Source organism: Streptomyces guryensis (assembly GCF_021261325.1).
Classification (GTDB): Bacteria; Actinomycetota; Actinomycetes; order Streptomycetales; family Streptomycetaceae; genus Streptomyces; species Streptomyces guryensis.
This window is the reverse complement of the sequence record NZ_JAJSBI010000011.1, coordinates 209,577-228,663: the sequence shown is the minus strand read 5'-3', so window position 1 is coordinate 228,663 and position 19,087 is coordinate 209,577. Positions and strand designations below refer to the sequence as shown.

Genomic DNA, 19,087 nt, shown 5'->3' with positions numbered 1-19,087 from the left:
AACAATTATTGCTCTTAGCTTCGATCTCGAAGCCGCTGTGCGGAAGCCGCACCACCCGCATCACCTCGTGAAGGGACCCACCCGTGCCCAGCATCGATCTCACCGGCAAGGTCGCCGTCGTCACCGGCAGCGGCCGGGGCCTCGGCCTCGCCTACGCGCACGCCCTGGCCGCCCACGGCGCGTCCGTGGTCGTCAACGACGTCGACGAGGCTGTGGCCGAGGCGGCCGTGAAGTCCATCACCGAGGCCGGCGGCGCCGCCGTCGCCGAGGTGGTCCCGGTCGGCACGAGCGAGGCCGCCGACCGGCTGGTCAGCCGTGCGGTCGAGGAGTTCGGACGGCTCGACATCCTGGTCACCAACGCCGGCATCCTGCGCGACAAGGTGCTGTGGAAGATGTCCGACGACGACTTCGACGCGGTGATCACCACCCATCTCAAGGGCACCTTCACCTGTGCCCGCGCCGCCGCCGTGCGGATGCGCGAGCAGGGCGAGGGCGGCACCCTGATCCTGGTCGGCTCGCCGGCCGGCCAGCGCGGCAACTTCGGGCAGACGAACTACTCCGCCGCCAAGGCCGGCATCGCCGCCTTCGCCCGCACCTGGTCGATGGAGCTGGGCCGCGCGAACATCACCGTCAACGCGATCGTCCCGGTCGCCGCGACCGCGATGACCGAGACCATCCCCGCCTTCGCCCCGTACATCGAGGCCATGAAGAACGGCGAGCCGCTCCCGGACTTCCTGCGCAAGGGCGAGGGCTTCGGCACCCCCGAGGACTGCGCGGCCCTCGTCCCGTTCCTCGCCTCCGAGGCCGCCCGCGGAATCACGGGCCAGGCCATCGGCATCGGCGGCGACAAGGTGGCACTCTGGTCGCATCCGCAGGAGGTCAAGGCGGCGTACGCAGACGGCGGCTGGACCCCGGACTCCCTGGCCGACGCCTTCCCCACCTCGGTCGGCGCCGAACTGCAGAGCGTCGGCGTCCCCGCCCCGAAGTTCCCGGAGGCCTGAGCATGACGAGCATCGACGTCGAGGAACTCGTCGCGATCGACGTCCACACCCACGCGGAGGTCTCCTCCAAGGGCCACTCCTCCCTGGACGAGGACCTGCACGACGCCTCCTCCGCCTACTTCAAGGTCGAGGGCAAGCGGAAGCCGACCCTTCAGGAGACGGCCGCCTACTACCGCGAGCGGAAGATGGCCGCCGTGATCTTCACGGTGGACGCCGAGTCCGCGACCGGCACCGCGCCGGTCCCGAACGAGGAGGTCGCGGAGGCGGCCGCCGCCAACGCCGACGTCCTGATCCCCTTCGCCTCCATCGACCCCTTCCGCGGCAAGGCGGGCGTCAAGCAGGCCCGCCGGCTGGTCGAGGAGTACGGGGTGAAGGGCTTCAAGTTCCACCCCAGCATCCAGGGCTTCTTCCCCAACGACCGCTCAGTGGCCTACGACCTGTACGAGGTGATCGAGGAGACGGGCACCATCGCCCTCTTCCACACCGGCCAGACGGGCATCGGCGCCGGAGTCCCCGGTGGGGGAGGCATCCGCCTCAAGTACTCGAACCCCCTCCATGTCGACGACGTGGCCGCCGACTTCCCGCACCTGAAGATCATCCTGGCGCACCCGTCCTTCCCCTGGCAGGACGAGGCCCTCGCCGTCGCCACACACAAGCCGGGTGTGCACATCGACCTGTCCGGCTGGTCGCCGAAGTACTTCCCCCCGCAGCTCGTGCAGTACGCGAACACGTTGCTCAAGGACAAGGTCCTCTTCGGCTCCGACTTCCCCGTCCTCACCCCCGACCGCTGGCTCCGCGACTTCGAGCAGCTGCCGATCAAGGACGAAGTGAAGCCGAAGATCCTCAAGGAGAACGCCGCCCGCCTGCTCGGGCTGACGAAGCCGTAAGGGGCCGTAGATGCGCAACGAGGGACTCGGGTCATGGCCCGCACGCCGGGCCCGCAAGACCCCGCACCGCACCGCCCTGGTCCACGGCGGCACGGCGCTCACCTACGGCGAGCTCCACAACCGCACCACCCGCCTCGCACACGCCCTGCGCGCCCGGGGCGTGCGGCGCGGCGACCGGGTCGCCTACCTCGGGCCCAACCACCCCTCCTTCCTGGAGACGCTGTTCGCCGCCGGAATGCTCGGCGCGATCTTCGTGCCGCAGAACACCCGCCTCGCCGGCCCCGAGATCGCCTACCAGCTCGCCGACTCCGGCGCGAAGGTCCTCGTCTACGGCCCCTCGCACGCCGGGCTCGTCGCCGGACTGCCGGGCAGCACGGACGTGCGGGTGTTTCTCGAAGTGGGCCCGGAATACGAGGAGTTGCTCGACGCGTCCCCGGACGAACCGATCGACGAGCCCGTCGCCGCCGACGACACCTGTCTGATCCTCTATACCTCGGGCACCACCGGCCGCCCCAAGGGCGCGATGCTCTCGCACGCCAACGTCACCTGGAACAGCGTCAACTTCCTCATCGACAAGGACCTCCACGCCGACGAACGGGCGCTGGTGTCGGCGCCGCTGTTCCACATCGCGGGCCTGACCGTGCTCACCCTGCCGGTACTGCTCAAGGGCGGCACCTGCGTCCTCGTCGAGGCCTTCGACCCGGCGGCCACCCTCGAACTGGTCGAACACCACCGGATCACCTACATGTTCGGGGTGCCGGCGATGTTCGAGCAGATCGCCCGCCAGCCGAGCTGGCCGGACGCCGACCTGTCGTCGCTGCGTATGCTCAGCTGCGGCGGCGCCCCGGTACCGACCCCGCTGATCGAGACGTACCAGGCGCGCGGGCTGACGTTCCTGCAGGGCTACGGCATGACCGAGGCCCTCGGCATCTGCTTCCTCGACGGCCCGCAGTCGGTCAGCAAGACCGGCTCGGCGGGGGTGCCGCACTTCTTCGCCGACGTCCGGGTGGTGCGGCCCGACCTCACCCCGGTCGAGCCGGGGGAGAACGGCGAGGTCGTGGTCCGCAGCCCCGCAGTGATGTCCGGCTACTGGGGGCTGCCGGAGGAGACGGCGACGGCCTTCGCGGACGGCTGGTTCCGCACCGGGGACGCGGCGCGCGTCGACGAGGACGGCTACGTCTACATCGTCGACCGCATCAAGGACATGATCATCTCCGGGGGCGAGAACATCTACCCCGCCGAGATCGAGGACCGCCTCCTCGCCCACCCCGACATCGTCGAGTGCGCCGTCATCGGCGTGCCGGACGAGAAATGGGGCGAGGTGCCGCGCGCGGTCGTCGTACCCCGCGAGGGCGCCACGATCGACGCCGACGAGATCCTCGCCTCCCTCGCCGGACAGCTCGCCAAGTACAAGATCCCGAAGTCGGTGGTCCTCGCGGACGAACTCCCGCGCACCGCCTCCGGAAAGCTCCTCAAGTCCCGCGTGCGCAAGCGCTACGGCACCAACTCCTGAGAACCCGAAGACTTCCGAGTAAGGACAGCTACATGAGCGTCACCGTCAACGGCATCGACGAACTGAAGAAGCTCGCGGGCAGCGACCTGGGCACCAGCGAATGGATCGAGGTCACCCAGGAGCGCATCAACACCTTCGCCGACGCCACCGGCGACCACCAGTGGATCCACGTGGACCCCGAGCGCGCCGCCGAGGGCCCCTTCGGCGCACCGATCGCCCACGGCTACCTCACCCTCTCCCTCTTCATCCCCCTGTTCACCGAACTCCTGGACGTCCAGGGCGTCACCACGAAGGTCAACTACGGCCTGAACAAGGTCCGGTTCCCCTCCCCGGTGAAGGTCGGCTCCCGCATCCGCCTGGTCGGAAAGCTGGCGGAGGTCGAGGAGGTGCCGGGCGGCGTGCAGATCACCGTCGACGGCACGATCGAGATCGAGGGCGGCACGAAGCCCGCGGCCGTACTGCAGAGCCTGTCGCGGTTCTACGCCTGATCGGGGCGGACCGGCATCAGGTCGAGAAGGCGCTCCGAGGCCTCCTGTGCGAGCGGTGTCAGCCGGTCGTACACCGCCCGGAACGTCTTCTCGGCCCGTTCCGCCGGCCAGTCGTCCGGCAGGTGCTTGACCGGGAGGCGCGGGTCGCGGCGGATCACCTCCAGCCACTCGGCCTGCAGTCGCAACCGCAGCGCGAGGGCGTCGTCGGCGTCCGGCAGCCGGCTCTCCCAGGCCTCCCAGCGGCGCACGAACTCCTCGTAGCGCGCGGCCAGTTCGGGCAGCTCCCAGGTCTCCTCGATCATCGCGCCGATGTCCATGCCGGCGTCGGCATGCGCACGGAAGACCTTCACATGGGCGGCGAGCCCGAGCTCGGACACCAGCTCCGCCACGTCGACCTCGCCCGGCGCGATCCACAGACCGCTGAACAGCGGCCCGAAACCGCTCCAGGTGAGCTTGGAGCGCAGATCGTGCCGCTGCCGCTGCCAGGACTCCGGCAGCGAGAAGCCGAGCAGGGTCCAGGTGCCGTCCCAGTGCCGGTTGACCGCACCGGTCTGCCAGATACGGTGCTCGCCGTCCCGCAGCACCGCCGCGGAGTGCTCCGTCAGCCCGAAGTACATCTTCCGGCCCTCGCGCTGGCGGCGCAGCAGCCCCCGCTTGACCATCCGGGTCAGCGTCGAGCGGGTCGCCTGCTCACCGACCCCGGCACGCGCGAAGACGTCGATCACGCTGCCGGAGTACACACAGACGTCCCGCCCCAGCACCTGGTCCCCCAGAAACGTCAACAGCAGGGACTGCGGCCGCAACGACTCTTCACCGGTCATGCGGCCACGGTACGACGCGAAGGATCACTTCGTGACCTGGCGGTACCGCCTCAAGGGGCGCGGGGCGGTGACTTCAGCGGCTCCGCCGCGGGGCGCGACCAACCACGACGGGGCGGCAGACGAACGACCGTCCAATAACGCTAGGCACCTGCCACATCGACGAAAACAGGGTTCGAGTAGAACCACGTGTCCGCCCACGGATCACCGTTACCCGGCTCATGCGGAACCGGCCCGTGAGGGTCGATCGAGGCGCCCAGGTACCCCGCCCCGTGGCGGTTCCCGTCACTGCCCCGCAGCCGGACGTAGAAGGACTCGTCCCCGGCGGTCAGCGGGATGCGCAGGGTGTACGTCCCCTTCCGGCCGGACACGTCCTTCGTCCGGACGACCTTGGTGTCCGGCGCCTGCCAGCCGTCCCGGTCGGTCACCGGGCCGCGCACCGCGCCCTGGATCACGTCCATGTGCGCCAACTGGGGCAGGATGCCCTGCGGGTTGGCCCGCGAGGCGGTCGTGACGGTGACGTACAGCGTGATCTTCTCGCCCTTGCGGACGCGGAGGCGCCCGCCGAGCGTGACGCCCCGGCCCGCGTCGCAGTCCCGCTTCAGACGGACGTCGAGGCCGTCGAGCAGGTGCCCGTGGTCGAGCCAGACGCGGCCCGCGCGCAGGCCCGCCATCACCGCGCGGTAGCCGTATCGGGTCACGCCGACGTGGGTACGGCTGAACTCGCCCGGCCAGAAGTCGCTGCCCGGCTGCGGAGTGTCGGTGTCGACCGGGTCGGGCAGCTTGCCGGTGTTGTCGAAGTTCTGGCCGGCCGGCCAGTCGCCGTTCTTCCAGGTGTCGAAGACCGTGCGGTGGTTGTCCGAGTTGGTGGTGATCGAGAACAGCCGGCCCTCGGCCAGCATCGAGTCCCACAGGCCGCCGACGGTCGCGGTCGCCCAGTCGAAGCCGCCGTACGTCAGATACGCGTCCGCCGGGTAGCCGGACCAGGACTGCGCCGAGGGCTTGTTCTCGTACTCGCCGCGGACCGACGTGGCGCCGCGCCAGCCGGGGATGGCCGCGCCCTGGGCGCCGGGCGCGCCCTCCATGCCGATCATGATCTCGGGGGCGGCGTCCCGCCAGTTGCGCATCTCGTGCGGGGAGTCGATGCCCAGGCGCAGGGGGTGGTTGGCGAGGACGAGGACGTCGTCGACGTAGCCCGAATCGCGCTGCTCGGCCAGCCACTTGATGGCCTTGACGGCATGGGCCTCGTTACGGGCGGTGTCGGCGCCGGTCGCGGAGCCGTCGGTGTAGCCGAGCAGCTTGCCGTCGTAGGCCAGCTCGAACCGCGTGAGCAGGTCGACCTCGTTCGGACCGGGCGCGGCGAACACGGTGCAGTGCTCTGCGGCCGGGATGTACCACTCCAGGCCCTGGAAGATCAGCTGGCGCGGGTTCTCGGCGCGGGCCCTGAGGATCTCCTTGTGCTCCAGCGCGGCGCCGTAGTAGGCGTGCCCGAAGTTGGAGTGCTCGTTGAACACCATCCAGTCCAGGCCGTACTTGGCGGCCGCCTGTGCCTGCTGGGAGAACGTGTACTTGGCGTCGTGGCTGTAGACGGAGTGGACGTGGTGGTCGCCGACGAGGTACGCGAGACGCGGGTCGTCGCCGCCGAAACGCGGGCCGGTGACGGCGGCCGCAGGGGTGGCGGCGCCGCCGAGGGCGAAGGCGGCACCGAACAGGCCGGCGCGGCGCAGGAGCCCGCGGCGGGAGACGCCCTGGGCGTCGAGGCGGGCGGGGGAGACGGACGGGTCGGCCCAGACGGGCAGCTGCTGCTCGGTCATCGTGAGTCCCTGTCGCGGGTCAGTGGTTCATGAAGGAGGTGACGGGCAGCGCCCGCGAGACGATCCGCACGTCGCCGAGGCGGCCGTGCAGAATCTGGTCGATCTTGCCCGCGTACTCGTAGCCGCCGAGCAGCCACGGCAGTCCGACGGAGGTGATGCCGACGGCGGCGGACTTCGGGTTGCGGACGACCGGGCAGCCCTCGACATACAGGGTCGTGTGCTTGCCGTCGTTGACCACCGCCAGGTGCCACCAGGTCTCCAGCGGGGTCTCCTGGCCCCAGTTGGTGGCGATGCCCTGCTGGTTGAGCGGGCGCATCGCCCACTGCGGCTCGCGGTCGTTGGACAGCGACAGGGTGGCGAGGGGCTCGTCGGGGTCGTCGCCGGTCTTGCCCGCCGCGCCGCCCGTGCCGGTGCGGCTCACGATGCCGGACCAGGCGTGGTGGTCCGGGTCCCAGTCGGCGGGCAGACGGTAGAACGCCTCGATGGTGTAACCGTCCTTGAACGTCGCCGAGTTGAGCGGGGCGCCGTCGACCGTCCTCAGGTACGCGCCCTTCAGCGGCGACTTGTAGCCCTGGAACTCCAGGCTGCCGTGGCCGGGCTGGTCGGGGTGGTGGTCCGACGACCAGTTCAGGGCGCCGCCGCCCACCGTGACCAGGGAGAGGTCGTTGCCGCGCCCGGACAGGTCACGGACGGTGCCGCTGACCGCCGTACCCTCGTCGTGGCCGTCGAATCGCCAGTACGCGACCGTGCCGGGGACGACGACCTTGGCGGCGGGACGGGCCGGGCGGGCCGGTACCGGGGCGAATCCGGCGAAACGTTTCTCGAAATCGATTCCGACCGAGAAGCGGTCCGTGTCGCCGCTCAGCTCGATCTCCTGCCGCTCCAGCTCGTTGAGGCCCTTGCCGGCCCGGCCGAGGATCCACGGGGAGACGGTCTCCACGTCGATGACGCCCCGGTCCAGGTCGAAGCGGTAGAGCCGGATCATCGCGGCGCCGCCGAAGTAGCGGTTCTGGTAGTTCGTGAGATGCAGGTGCACGTCATTGCCGGCCGCGTTCTTGCGGGTCGTGCGGCCCGCGGGCCAGTAGTGGCCGTTCAGGGTGAGGAAGATCTGGTCGTGCTCCGCGACCAGCTGGTCCCACAGCTGCTGCCCGTACGCCGACAACTGGTCGTCCCCGACGACGAGTTCGTGCGTGGTGAGGATGACCGGCGTCCTCGGGTGCCGGGCGAGGACGTCCTTCGCCCAGGCGTACCCCTTCGCCGACAGCCGCCAGTCCAACGCGAGCACCAGCCACTCGCGCCCCGCGGCCTTGAACAGGTGGTACGTGTTGTAGCCGTCGTCGGACGCGCCGCCGAACGTCTTCCTGCCCTTGAAGCGCCGCGGCCCGAACGCGTCCAGGTACGGCGTCGATCCGCGCTGGTCGTCCGTGGACGACTTCACGTCGTGGTTGCCGGCCAGGACGCTGTAGCCGACACCCCGCCGGTCCAGCAGCCTGAACGCCTCGCCGATCGCGGCGAACTCGGCCTCGGCGCCGTTCTGGGTCAGGTCGCCGAGGTGGGACAGGAAGACGATGTTCTCGTCCTTGCCGTGCTCCAGCAGATAACGCAGCGACGCCTCCACCGGCGCCCTGTCGATGCTGGGGCCGTCGAAGAGGTACTGGGTGTCGGGCATGACGGCGAGCGTGAAGCGACGGCTGTCGGAGTCGGGCCGCCACCTGCCGGCGCTCGCCGGAGCCGCCTCGGCGACGGCCGGCAGCGCGACACCGGCGCCGGCCGCGGCGCCGACGGCGCCGAGCAGCGCGGTGGCCCTGAGGAAACTGCGTCGTCCGGCACCGGCCTGCGCGGCCTCGCCCTGGTGGTGGTCATGCGAAGTGCACACGTGTGCTCCGTGGGATGTGACATGTCACATGTGACATAGGACAGAAAGGCGGGAGGTGAGGCGGGTTCAGGCGGGGGCAGGCGAAGGGTCAGACGGGGGCTGACGGGGGCAGACAGGGGGATCAGAGCACGCGCAGCGTCCAGCTCCAGCGGTGGACACCTGGCGGGATCAGGTACGAGGGGGAGGTGTCGGGGCCGCATGACGCCGTGCCGAGCCCCCGGTGCGCCGCGTCGAGGTGCACCACGCACCCGGAGCGCGGCACCAGCTCGTCGTGGTGCGATGCGGCGGTCAGGTCCTCGGCGCGATGGCGGGTGACGGAGACCTGGCGCGGCTCGTCCAGTACGACCGCGAGGCCGGTCGCGTCCGCCGCGGACAGCGTGAAGCGCCGTACACCGTGCCGGCCGCCGCTCTCCTGCGGACGCAGATAGGGGGTGAACAACTCGTCGACGGGGACGGAGTGATGGCCGACGGGCGCGCCGACACTCCGGTCGGGATACGACTCCCACGGGCCCTGCCCGAACCACTCCAGCAGGTCCAGCCCCGGCACCGTCTCGAAGACCGAGCCGACCCGCGCCACATCGTGGAACTCCTCCGGCAGCTCGGCCTCCTCGTCGATGCGGATGCCGCCCGCGACCGGAGTGAACACCTGCCGGTGCCGTACGACGCCGACCGTGCCGGCGTACTCGGCGGCCACGGTCACCAGGCCGCCGTCCTGCCGTACCGACACGACCTTGCGGACGAGCGCGTCGAGCCCCCAGGTCCGCCAGCGCACCGCGATGCCGCCGAGTTCGTCGTTGTCGGTGGGCGCCCGCCACAGGGAGAGCGTGGGGGCGGCCGTCAGCAGCGGATGGACCAGCAGTCCCTCGCCGTCGACCTCCACGGCGCCGTCCACGGGGACCTCCCAGGACACGGAGGGCCCGCGCAGCCGCACCTGCGGCGCGCACACGTCCGTGCCGCGCGGCGCCCACGGCTGGTCCTCCGCGGTCGTCACCCGCAGCGTCAGCCAGGCCTCGCCGCCGTCCCCCGGGATGGCCAAGGGCAGCGGGACGGCGGCCGTCTCACCGGGTCGCAGAGCCGGAAGTTCGGCGGGCGCGGTCAGCGTGCGGCCGTCGGCGAGGGACAGCTCCCACCGTCCGGACAGCCACTCCAGGCCGCGGAAGTGCTGGTGGTTGCCGAGCACGATGCCCTCGTGCCTGAAGCACTCGATGCGCACCGGCGCCGCGATCTCCCGGTGCTCGTACAGCACCGGCTTGGGAGTGCGGTCCGGGAAGACGACTCCGTCGGCGATGAACGCGCCGTCATGGATCGTCTCGCCGAAGTCACCGCCGTACGCCCAGCGGTGGCCGGGCGCGGCGACACCGTTGTCATAGAGCCCGGCGCCCCCACGCCCGACAGGTCTGCCGTCGTTCACACGCTGGAGAATGCCGTGGTCCCAGAACTCCCAGATGAACCCGCCCTGAAGACCTGGCGTTGACTCGATGGCCGCCCAATGGTCCGCAAGCGTGCCGTTGCTGTTGCCCATCGCATGCGAGTACTCGCACTGGATCAGGGGTCTGGTCTGCCTGCCGGACAGGGCGTGGGCCACGCAGTCCTCCAGCGGCGCGTACATCGGGCACGCGATGTCGGAGGCGTCGTCGGTCGCCGCCCAGTCCAGCTTGGCCGCCCCCTCGTACTGGACCGGCCGCGTCGGATCGTGCCGCCGCACCCAGCCGGCCGCCGCGTCGTGGTTGGCGCCGTAGTCGGACTCGTTGCCCAGCGACCAGATGATGACCGACGGGTGGTTCTTGTCCCGCAGCACCATCCGCGAGACCCGGTCGACGAAGGCGCCCAGGTACCGCGGGTCGTCGGCGATCTCGTGGGCGTGGTCGTGCGACTCGATGTCCGCCTCGTCGACGACGTAGAAGCCGAGCTCGTCGGCGAGGTCGTAGAGCGTGGGGTCGTTCGGGTAGTGGGAGGTGCGGATCGCGTTGAAACCGAACCGCTTCAGCAGCACGAGGTCCGCGCGCATGTCCTCGTACGACACCGTGCGACCGGTCAGCGGATGGAAGTCGTGCCGGTTGACGCCCCGGATGAACACCCGCTCGCCGTTGACCAGCAGGTCCCGTCCGACGATCTCGACGTCACGGAAGCCGACGCGGTGCTGCGAGGTGTCGGCGACCGTTCCGTCCGGGCGGTGCAGGCGCACCGTGAGGCCGTACAGCTCGGGCGTCTCGGCGTTCCAGGTGCGCACCTCGGGGACGGTGGCGTTGAGGCGGGCCTCGCCGAGGAAGTCGGAGACACGGTCGTCCTCGGCGTTGACTCGGTCGAACTCCCGGTCCTGTGCCAGGAGTTGGCCGTCCAGCTCGCCGCTGACGTGCCACCCGTCGGGCAGTGCCCCGCGGGCATCCCGCACCCGGCAGTCGACGCGCAGCTCGCCGTCGTACGACGCCCGCACGGTCACGTCGGCCAGATGCAGGGGATCGGTCGCGTACAGCAGCACCGAGCGGGTGATCCCGCCGTGCCACCACTGGTCCTGGTCCTCGATGTGCGAGGCGTCCGACCACTTCACGACGGTCAGCCGTACGACCGCCCGCTCGCCGGCCCGCACCATTTCCGTGAGGTCGAACTCGGCGGCCAGATGCGAGTCCTTGGAGATGCCGACGGCCCGCCCGTCCACGTGCACGAGCAGCACGCTCTCGGCGGCGCCGACCTGGAGCACGATCCGGCGCCCGGCCCAGTCGGCGGGGACGTCCACCTCGCGCTCGTACACACCCGTCGGATCGGCGTCCGGTGAGCCGGGCGGGAAGTCGGCGAACGGCATGCGGACGTTCGTGTACTGCGGCAGGTCGTCGGCGCCGGCGGACTGCATGGTCCAGACGCCGGGGACGTACGACGAGGACCAGTCAGCGCCGACGGGCGCGTCCGGAGCAGGAAGCAACTGGAAACGCCAGTCGCCGTCCAGGGAGAGCGCTCCGGAGCGCCGGTCGACGGCGTTCATGGGGAGGCGACCCCAGGAGGTCACCTCGGGGGCCTGCCAGGGGCGGAGGGCGATCAGGGGATCGGCGGGGAGTGCGTCGGTCATGACCTGTCCGAAGTCGGTGGGGTGGGCCGGGGGAGGACACGGCCCTGCAGGCCCCAGGCGGGGTCGAGGGGGATGCCGAGCCGGTCCAGGACGGTGGGGGCGATGTCGATGAGGCGGGGTGAGTCGAGGATGGTGCCGGCGGGCCTGCCGGATTCGGCGAGGATGACGAAGACCTGCCGTTCGGCCGGCGAATCGCCGCCGTGGCCGCCGGTGTCCAGGTGGCCGTGGTCCGTGGTGACCAGCACGGTCCAGTGCTCGTCGGCGCGTGCGGGGTCCGAGCGGCGGGCCTCGATCGCTTCCAGCAGCTGCCCCAGGTGGGCGTCCTGGGCGAGGAGGGCCCGGTCGTAGGCGGGGGAGAGGGGGCCGCTGTCGTGGCCGGCCTCGTCGGTGGCGCCGAAGTACACGAACACGACGTCCGGGTCGTGCCTGGTGAGCCAGCGCAGGGCGGCGCGGGCGACGCGGCGGTCCGCGGTCCGGTAGCCGCGGAACTCGCCGTTGTAGCGCCGGCGCCGGCCGATGGCGGGGCCCAGGGTGCCGCGCCGGACCAGCTGCGGCCAGGACACGGCGGCCGCGGTGCGCAGACCGGGGCGGGCCGCGGCGGCGCGGGTCAGGAAGTCGGGGTACCGGGCGTAGTCGGCTCCGACGAAGTCGTTGCCCCTCACGCCGTGACGGTCGGGCCACACCCCGGTCAGGATGCTCGACCAGCCGGGCCCGGAGTCGGTGTAGGCCATGCCGGCCGACGGCCCGTGCTCGGCCCGGCCGTCGGCTCCGCCGTAGGGCAGCAGGCTGGTGCCGACGGCGCCCGCGGCCATCAGGCCGTGCAGGACGGGCGCGTTGGCCGGCGAGCGGGTCAGGCGGTCGTAGCGCAGGCCGTCCATGCCCACGACGAGCACCTTCCGGTGCCGCCCCTCGGCGTCGCTCACTGTCCACCTCTCTCGTCGCACGTGCTTGCTGAATCGGCCCTGTACCAAGAGCTCGGGACGGGCCGCCGGTTCTTGGCCGCGGGCCCGCTGCGGCTCGTCGCTCCCCCACTCTCGGCTTCGTTCGAGCCGGGGACCCCCATCGCGGCGCAGCCGCATGTCGGTACAGCCCCGCGCCCCTCTCGGGCGCGGACCCGCCGAGCGTCAACTGCCCTGCACCGCCCCCTCCGTCGCCCCCGCGATGAACCCGCGGGCGAAGATGCTGAACACGATGACCAGCGGAAGCGCCGCCATCAGTACACCGGCCATGACCATGCTGTAGTCGGTGGTGTGGCCGACGTTGAGCTGGGCGAGCTCCACCTGCAGCGTCACATGGCCGGGGTCGGTGAGCACGACCAGTGGCCAGATGTAGTCGTTCCAGCAGTTGACGAAGGCGTAGATGGCGAGGAACGACAGCGCGGGCCTGATCATCGGGAGGGCGATGTTCCAGTACTGGCGGAAGAACCCGGCGCCGTCGATGCGCGCGGCGTCGAGGAGTTCGTCGGGCACGCCGTTCTGGATGTACTGGTGCAGCCAGAAGATGCCGAAGGCGTTGGCCAGGGAGGGCAGGGCCAGCGCCTTGAGCATGCCCACCCAGCCGATCTTCGACATGAGGATGAACTGCGGCAGGATCGCCAGCTGCAACGGCAGCATCATGAACAGCAGCAGCGTGCCGAAGAGCAGCTTGCGCCCGGGGAAGTCGAACTTGGCGAAGGTGAAGGCCGCCAGGGAGTCGACGAACAGCACCAGGACGGTGGTGACGGTCGCGACCATCACCGTGTTGAGCATCGACCCGAAGAAATCGATGGTGTTCAGCACATGCCGGATGTTCTCCAGCAGATGGGAGCCGAACGTGAACTTCGGCGGACTCTTGTAGATGTCCTGGGTGGTGTTGGTCGCCATGACGATCGTCCACGCGAAGGGGAAGACCGAGATCAGGACGGCCGCGACGAGGATGATGTGCGCCGTCAGGCCCCTGGGGCGGCGCAGCCTCCTGCCGCCCGTGGCCGGCCGCGCGGTGTCCACTGCCGTCATGCCTTCCTCCCTCGTGTGGTGATGCGCCAGTTGACGGCGACGAGGATGATGATCAGTACGAAGAAGGCCCACACGATGGCCGCGCCATAGCCGTAGTCGTTGTTGAGGAAGGCCGACTGGTAGAAGTACAGCAGCGTGGTCAGACCCGCCTGGCCGGGGCCGCCGAGGTTGGCGTTGGCGGCGTTGCTGCCGAACAGGACCTGGGGTTCGCTGAAGCTCTGCAGACCGTTGATGGTCGAGATGATGACGGTGAACAGGATGATCGGCCGCATGATCGGGATCGTGATCTGGAAGAACGTGCGGATGGGTCCCGCGCCGTCCATCTTCGCCGCCTCGTAGATCGAGTTCGGGATCGCCTGCAGACCGGCCAGGTAGATGATCATGTTGTAGCCGGTCCACTGCCAGGTCATCAGCAGCGCGATGACCAGTTTGATCAGCCACGGGTTGCTCAGCCACGGAACCGGCGAGATGCCGACCATGCCCAGGATCGCGTTGACCAGACCGAAGTTGTTGCTGAACACCGCGCCGAAGAAGATCGCCACCGCGACGATCGAGGTGACGTTCGGGACGTACAGCGCGATGCGGTAGAAACCCTTGAAGCGGCGCACCGAGTGCAGCAGCGTCGCCAGCATCAGGGCGCCGAAGAGGGTGGGCACGGTGGACAGCACCCAGATCACCAGGGTGTTGCGGATCGACAGCCAGAAGACCGGGTCGTCCCACAGGAACCTGAACTGCTGCAGGCCAACGAACTGCATGGTGCCCATGCCGTCCCAGCGCTGGAAGGCCAGGTACAGCGAGTAGAAGACGGGGAAGAACGAGAACGCGGCGAAGATCAGGTAGAACGGCGAGATCGCCAGGTACTGCCGCCAGTACGACAGCGGCCCGCGCCGCCTGGGCCGAGCGGTGCCCGCGGGCGGTGTGCGCCGCGGGCGGAACCGGGCCGGGCCCGGCCCGCCGAGGCGCTGCACCTCGGCGGAGCCGGTGACCGGTGGGGAGGTCACCTCAGCTCACCCCCTGCCGCCGGGCGATCTGCTTGGCCTGGCTGACCGCGTCCTTCCAGGCGTCGTCGGGCTTCTTGCCCTTGGCCTCGATGTTGGTCAGTTCCGTCTTGTAGGGGGCCATGACCGCCGCGTCGGCCGGGGCCTCGTACGCGGACGGCACGGTCTTGGCGGCCGGTCCGAAGACCTCGATGATCTTCTGGCCGCCGAAGAAGGCGTCGGGGCCCGTCATGGCCGGCATGGAGTACGCGGCCGGGGCGGCCGGGAAGATGGCGGCGTCGGTGAAGCCGCGCGCGTCGTTGGCCGGGCTGAGGATCCAGCTGATGATCTTGAAGGCCTCTTCGGGGTTGCGGCACTGCCTGGGCAGGGCCAGGTAGGAGCCGCCCTGGTTGGCCGGGCCGCCCGGCATCGCGCACACCCGCCACTTGCCCTTGGTGCCCGGCGCGGCCTGCTCGATGTCCAGCGCGTGCCAGGCCGCGCCGAGCTCGGTGAGGAGGGTCTTGCCGACGGCGGCGTTCCAGGTGTTGTCGTTGATCTTGGCGTCGAGGCCCAGGGTGTAGGGGCGCACCGACGTGGTCCATGCGGCGCGGATGTGGTCCTGGTCGCCGATGAAGTGGTTGTTCTTGTCGATGAACCGCGCGGTGCCCTGGCCGACGGTCATGTCGAACATGGCGCCGATGTTGTTGACCAGGTAGGTCCCGGGGTTCTTCTTCTGCAGCTCGGTGCCGAGCTGGAAGTAGTCCTCCCAGGTCTTGACCAGGGCGGCGACCTTGGCGGGCTCGGTGTCCACGCCGGCCTTGGCGAACAGGTCCTCGCGGTAGAACAGCGCGGTGGGGCCGATGTCGATCGGGAAGCCGATCTGCTTGCCGTCCTTGGTCTGGGCGAGCTTGGTCTTCCAGTCCAGGTACTGGGACGAGATCTTCTTGAAGCCCAGGTCGTTCAGGTCGAGGAAGCGGTCGGCGTTGGGCAGGAAGGACGCGATGTCCTCGCCCTTGATGCCGGTGATGTCGGGCACGGAGGTGCCCGCCGCGATGGTGGTGGTGAGCTTCTGCTTGAAGTCGCCGCCTATGGAGGCGGAGGTCAGCTTGACCGTGCTGCTGAAGTGGGTCTTCGCCTCCGCGACCACCTTGTCGCTGAGCGCGCCGCCCCAGTACCACAAGGTGAGGTCCTTGCCGTTCTTGGTGCCGCCCGAGCCCGAACTGCCGCCGCATGCGACGGTCAGGCCGGAGGCGGCCGCGGTGAGCGCGGCGGCCTGGAGGAAGCCTCTACGAGAAAGGTCCACGGGTCACTCCTGTTGTTCCTGTTCGACGTGGAGAGGGGGTTCGAGGGGTCACTGCCGCTGTTCTCAGGCGTGTGGGCCGACGGCCGTGGGGGCGGGCGGGGTGACCGGGGCGTGCTGCACGGGTGGCCCGGGGTCGGCCGGGATCCGGTCGGCCAGGAAGCCGTACGCGCGCCGCAGTCCGGGGTCCTTCAGCGACCGCCACCAGCGGTCGACGCCGTACCAGCCGGGGGCCGCGAGCGCCCCGCCGTGGTGCCCGACGGACAGCCCGGCCGCGAGGACGGCGAACCGCAGCCGTTCCTCCAGGGGCCAGCCGCCCAGCGAGGCCGCGACGAAGCTCGCGCCGAAGACGTCGCCGGCGCCCGTCGCGTCCAGGACGTCGACGTCGAGGGCCGGGACCTCGGCGTACTCGCCGGTGATCTGGTCGGCGGCCACCGCGCCGTCGCCACCCCGCGTGACCACGGCCACCGGGACCAGCTCGGAGAGGGTGCCGAGGGCCGCGACCGCGCTGTCGGTGCGGGTGTAGGCCATCGCCTCCGTCTCGTTCGGGAGGAAGGCGTGGCACAGCTTCAGCTGGTCGAGGAGGTCGGTGGACCACTCCTGCGTGGGGTCCCAGCCGACGTCCGCGTAGATCTGCGTGCCGTTCGCGGCGGCCTTGGCGAGCCACTCGCGCGGTGCGGCCTCCAGGTGCACGAGGGCGGTGCGCGCCTCGGGCGGGTCGCCCATCAGTGTGTCCTGCGAGTACGGGGGTTCCTGGCCGTGGGTGACGAGGGCCCGGTCGTGGCCGGTGGCGAGCGAGACGGTGACGGGGGTGGGCCAGCCGTCCGCGGTGCGGGAGAGCGAGAGGTCGATGTCCTCCTGGTCGCACAGGACGTCACGGCAGTACTCGCCGTAGAAGTCGTCCCCGAAGACCGTGGCCAGCGAGGTGCGCAGACCGAACCGGGCCGCGGCCACCGCGAGGTTCGCGATGCCGCCGGGGCCGCAGCCCATCCCGCCCGTCCAGATCTCCTCGCCCGGCGTCGGCGGCTTTCCGAGCCCCGTGAGGACGAGGTCGTAGAAGAGCAGCCCGGTCAGGAGCACGTCGGGCCTGTCGTCGTCCACGCGAAACAGCCTCTCGTCAAAACTCGTCATTTTCGATGACCGGAATCGTGCGCTGATCCACGAGATTGGTCAATACCTGAGCAGAACTGAGCATGGATTTGATTGAAGATGACGAGTAGTGTTCACGCTGTGCTGGCAGAACGACGACACCAACTCATCCTGCGGGCCCTGCGCTCCGGCGGCCCCGCAGCTGTGACCGACCTCTCCGAGGAGCTGGGTGTGAGCCCCGCCACGATCAGGCGCGACCTGGTCAAGCTCGAGGAGGACGGTCTGCTCACCCGTGTCCACGGCGGCGCGGTCGCGGACGAGGGCGACCAGCCCTTCGCCGAGGTCGCCGAGGTACGCGTGTCCGAGAAGGACGCGATAGCCGCGCACGCCGCCGCGATGGTCGCCGACGGCCAGTCGGTGCTGCTCGACATCGGCACCACCGCCTTCCGGCTCGCCCGCCAGCTGCACGGCCGCCGCCTCACGGTGATCACCAGCAACCTGGTGGTCTACGAGGAGCTCGCCGACGACGAGGGCATCGAGCTGGTGCTGCTCGGCGGCATGGTCCGGCGCGAGTACCGCTCCCTGGTCGGCTTCCTCACCGAGGACAACCTGCGCCAGCTGCATGCCGACTGGCTCTTCCTCGGCACCAGTGGAGTGCGCCCGGGCGGGCAGGTGATGGATACGACGGTGGTCGAGGTGCCGGTCAAACGCGCCATGATCAGAGCGAGCGACAAGGTCGTCCTCCTCGCCGACCAGGCGAAGTTCCCGGGCACGGGTATGGCGAAGGTCTGCGGTCCGGAGAACCTTGACGTGGTGGTGACGAACGCCCCGGTCGACCCGGCGACCCGCTCCTCACTGGAGGAGGCGGGTGTCGAGGTCGTCGTGGCAGGAAAGGTACGAGAGTGAAGCTGACGATTCTGGGCGGCGGCGGATTCCGTGTGCCGCTCGTGTACGGGGCCCTGCTGGGCGACCGCGGCGAGGGCAGGGTGACCGAGGTCGTCCTGCACGATCTGGACGCGGGCCGGCTCTCCGCGGTGACCCGTGTCCTCGCGGAGCAGGCCGCACAGGTCGCGGACGCCCCCGAGGTGACCGCCACGACCGACCTGGACGAGGCCCTGCGCGGCGCCGACTTCGTGTTCTCCGCGATCCGTGTCGGCGGCCTGGAGGGCAGGGCGAACGACGAGCGCGTCGCCCTCGCGGAGGGCGTCCTCGGCCAGGAGACGGTCGGCGCGGGCGGCATCGCCTACGGCCTGCGCACGGTCCCCGTCGCCGTCGACATCGCCCAGCGGGTCGCACGCCTGGCCCCCGACGCCTGGGTCATCAACTTCACCAACCCGGCCGGCCTGGTCACCGAGGCCATGTCCCGCCATCTCGGCGACCGCGTCATCGGCATCTGCGACTCGCCCGTCGGCCTCGGCCGCCGTATCGCCCGCGTCCTCGGCGGGAACCCGAAGGAGGCGTGGATCGACTACGTCGGCCTCAACCACCTCGGCTGGGTGCGCGGCCTGCACATCGCCGGGCGGGACGAGCTGCCGCGGCTGCTCGCCGACCCCGATCTGCTCGGCTCCTTCGAGGAGGGCAAGCTCTTCGGCGTCGACTGGCTCCAGTCCCTCGGCGCGATCCCCAACGAATACCTGCACTACTACTACTTCAACCGCGAGGCCGTCCGCGCCTACCAGCAGGCCGAGAAGACCCGCGGCGCCTTCCTGCGCGACCAGCAGGCCCACTTCTACGAGGAGATGCGCGACCCCGGCGCCCGGGCCCTCGCCGCCTGGGACCGCACCCGCGCCGAGCGTGAGGCGACGTACATGGCCGAGAACCGGGAGAGCGCCGGCGCCGGTGAGCGCGACGCCGACGACCTCTCCGGTGGCTACGAGAAGGTCGCCCTCGCCCTGATGCGGGCCATCGCCCGCGACGAGCGCACCACCCTGATCCTCAACGTCCGCAACCGCGGCACCCTCTCGGTGCTCGACGCCGACGCCGTCATCGAGGTCCCGTGCCTGGTCGACGCCAACGGCGCGCACCCGGTCGCCGTCGCCCCGCTGCCCGAACACGCCACCGGCCTCGTCTGCGCGGTGAAGGCCGTCGAGCGCGAGGTGCTGGCCGCCGCAGAGTCCGGCTCCCGTACGACGGCGGTGAAGGCGTTCGCGCTGCACCCGCTGGTCGACTCCGTGAACGTGGCCCGACGGCTGGTCGAGGGCTACACGGACGTCCACCCCGGCCTTTCCTACCTGAAGTAAGCTCCCCGCGGAAAGCGCTTTCCCGCCCT

15 protein-coding genes are annotated in these 19,087 nt (G+C 70.4%); 6 read left to right on the top strand and 9 right to left on the bottom strand.

The annotated features are described in order from the left end of the window. Positions 1-83: 83 nt before the first annotated feature. From LJ657_RS23260 to LJ657_RS23245, 4 genes are read left to right on the top strand one after another with little or no spacing between them, the layout of a single operon-like run. Positions 84-1,001 (top strand): SDR family NAD(P)-dependent oxidoreductase, encoded by a 918-nt coding sequence (locus tag LJ657_RS23260; protein WP_308117075.1) that lies wholly within the window; start codon positions 84-86, stop codon positions 999-1,001. 11 nt (positions 1,002-1,012) lie between these two features. Further along, the gene (locus tag LJ657_RS23255; RefSeq protein WP_308117077.1) at positions 1,013-1,888 is read left to right on the top strand and encodes an amidohydrolase family protein; all 876 of its coding nucleotides are present in this window, start codon (positions 1,013-1,015) and stop codon (positions 1,886-1,888) included. Positions 1,889-1,898: 10 nt separating this feature from the next. Then, entirely contained in the window at positions 1,899-3,401 is a 1,503-nt protein-coding gene (locus LJ657_RS23250) for an acyl-CoA synthetase (protein WP_232650663.1), read from the top strand. A gap of 32 nt (positions 3,402-3,433) precedes the next feature. After that, positions 3,434-3,889 carry a MaoC family dehydratase gene (locus tag LJ657_RS23245; protein ID WP_030936488.1) on the top strand — a complete coding sequence of 152 codons (456 nt, stop codon included), beginning with the start codon at positions 3,434-3,436 and terminating at the stop codon, positions 3,887-3,889. On the opposite strand, the gene LJ657_RS23240 is transcribed toward LJ657_RS23245, so the two are convergent. The 9 genes from LJ657_RS23240 to LJ657_RS23200 all read right to left on the bottom strand — a co-directional run bounded on the left by LJ657_RS23240 (position 3,880) and on the right by LJ657_RS23200 (position 16,830). Further along, positions 3,880-4,710: a PaaX family transcriptional regulator gene (locus LJ657_RS23240; protein WP_232650662.1), complete on the bottom strand. Its 831-nt coding sequence runs from the start codon at positions 4,708-4,710 to the stop codon at positions 3,880-3,882. The two genes, LJ657_RS23245 and LJ657_RS23240, sit on opposite strands and share 10 nt — an antisense overlap. Before the next feature lie 140 nt (positions 4,711-4,850). Beyond that, positions 4,851-6,521 carry a PHP domain-containing protein gene (locus LJ657_RS23235; RefSeq protein WP_232650661.1) on the bottom strand — a complete coding sequence of 557 codons (1,671 nt, stop codon included), beginning with the start codon at positions 6,519-6,521 and terminating at the stop codon, positions 4,851-4,853. Positions 6,522-6,540: 19 nt separating this feature from the next. Then, the gene (locus LJ657_RS23230) at positions 6,541-8,397 is read right to left on the bottom strand and encodes a LamG-like jellyroll fold domain-containing protein (protein ID WP_232650660.1); all 1,857 of its coding nucleotides are present in this window, start codon (positions 8,395-8,397) and stop codon (positions 6,541-6,543) included. Between the two features lie 121 nt (positions 8,398-8,518). Continuing rightward, positions 8,519-11,458, bottom strand: coding sequence for a glycoside hydrolase family 2 TIM barrel-domain containing protein (locus LJ657_RS23225; protein WP_232650659.1), 2,940 nt, complete (start codon positions 11,456-11,458; stop codon positions 8,519-8,521). Next, positions 11,455-12,336: an alkaline phosphatase family protein gene (locus LJ657_RS23220; RefSeq protein ID WP_232650737.1), complete on the bottom strand. Its 882-nt coding sequence runs from the start codon at positions 12,334-12,336 to the stop codon at positions 11,455-11,457. Before LJ657_RS23220 ends, LJ657_RS23225 begins: the two co-directional genes overlap by 4 nt. A gap of 246 nt (positions 12,337-12,582) precedes the next feature. Next, the gene (locus tag LJ657_RS23215) at positions 12,583-13,452 is read right to left on the bottom strand and encodes a carbohydrate ABC transporter permease (RefSeq protein ID WP_232650658.1); all 870 of its coding nucleotides are present in this window, start codon (positions 13,450-13,452) and stop codon (positions 12,583-12,585) included. Continuing rightward, complete coding sequence (locus LJ657_RS23210; RefSeq protein ID WP_232650657.1) at positions 13,449-14,453, bottom strand: carbohydrate ABC transporter permease; 1,005 nt, start codon at positions 14,451-14,453, stop codon at positions 13,449-13,451. Before LJ657_RS23210 ends, LJ657_RS23215 begins: the two co-directional genes overlap by 4 nt. A 1-nt stretch (position 14,454) precedes the next feature. Continuing rightward, entirely contained in the window at positions 14,455-15,732 is a 1,278-nt protein-coding gene (locus LJ657_RS23205) for an ABC transporter substrate-binding protein (protein ID WP_232650656.1), read from the bottom strand. 63 nt (positions 15,733-15,795) lie between these two features. Beyond that, a complete protein-coding gene (locus LJ657_RS23200) occupies positions 15,796-16,830 on the bottom strand; it encodes a carbohydrate kinase family protein (RefSeq protein WP_232650655.1) in 1,035 nt (344 codons plus the stop codon). 129 nt (positions 16,831-16,959) lie between these two features. Between LJ657_RS23200 and LJ657_RS23195 the strand changes: the two genes are divergently transcribed. After that, positions 16,960-17,724, top strand: a complete 765-nt coding sequence (locus LJ657_RS23195; protein ID WP_232650654.1) for a DeoR/GlpR family DNA-binding transcription regulator — start codon at positions 16,960-16,962, stop codon at positions 17,722-17,724. After that, entirely contained in the window at positions 17,721-19,058 is a 1,338-nt protein-coding gene (locus tag LJ657_RS23190) for a 6-phospho-beta-glucosidase (protein WP_232650653.1), read from the top strand. The genes LJ657_RS23195 and LJ657_RS23190 overlap by 4 nt, the downstream gene beginning before the upstream one ends. The last annotated feature ends 29 nt before the right edge of the window (positions 19,059-19,087 follow it).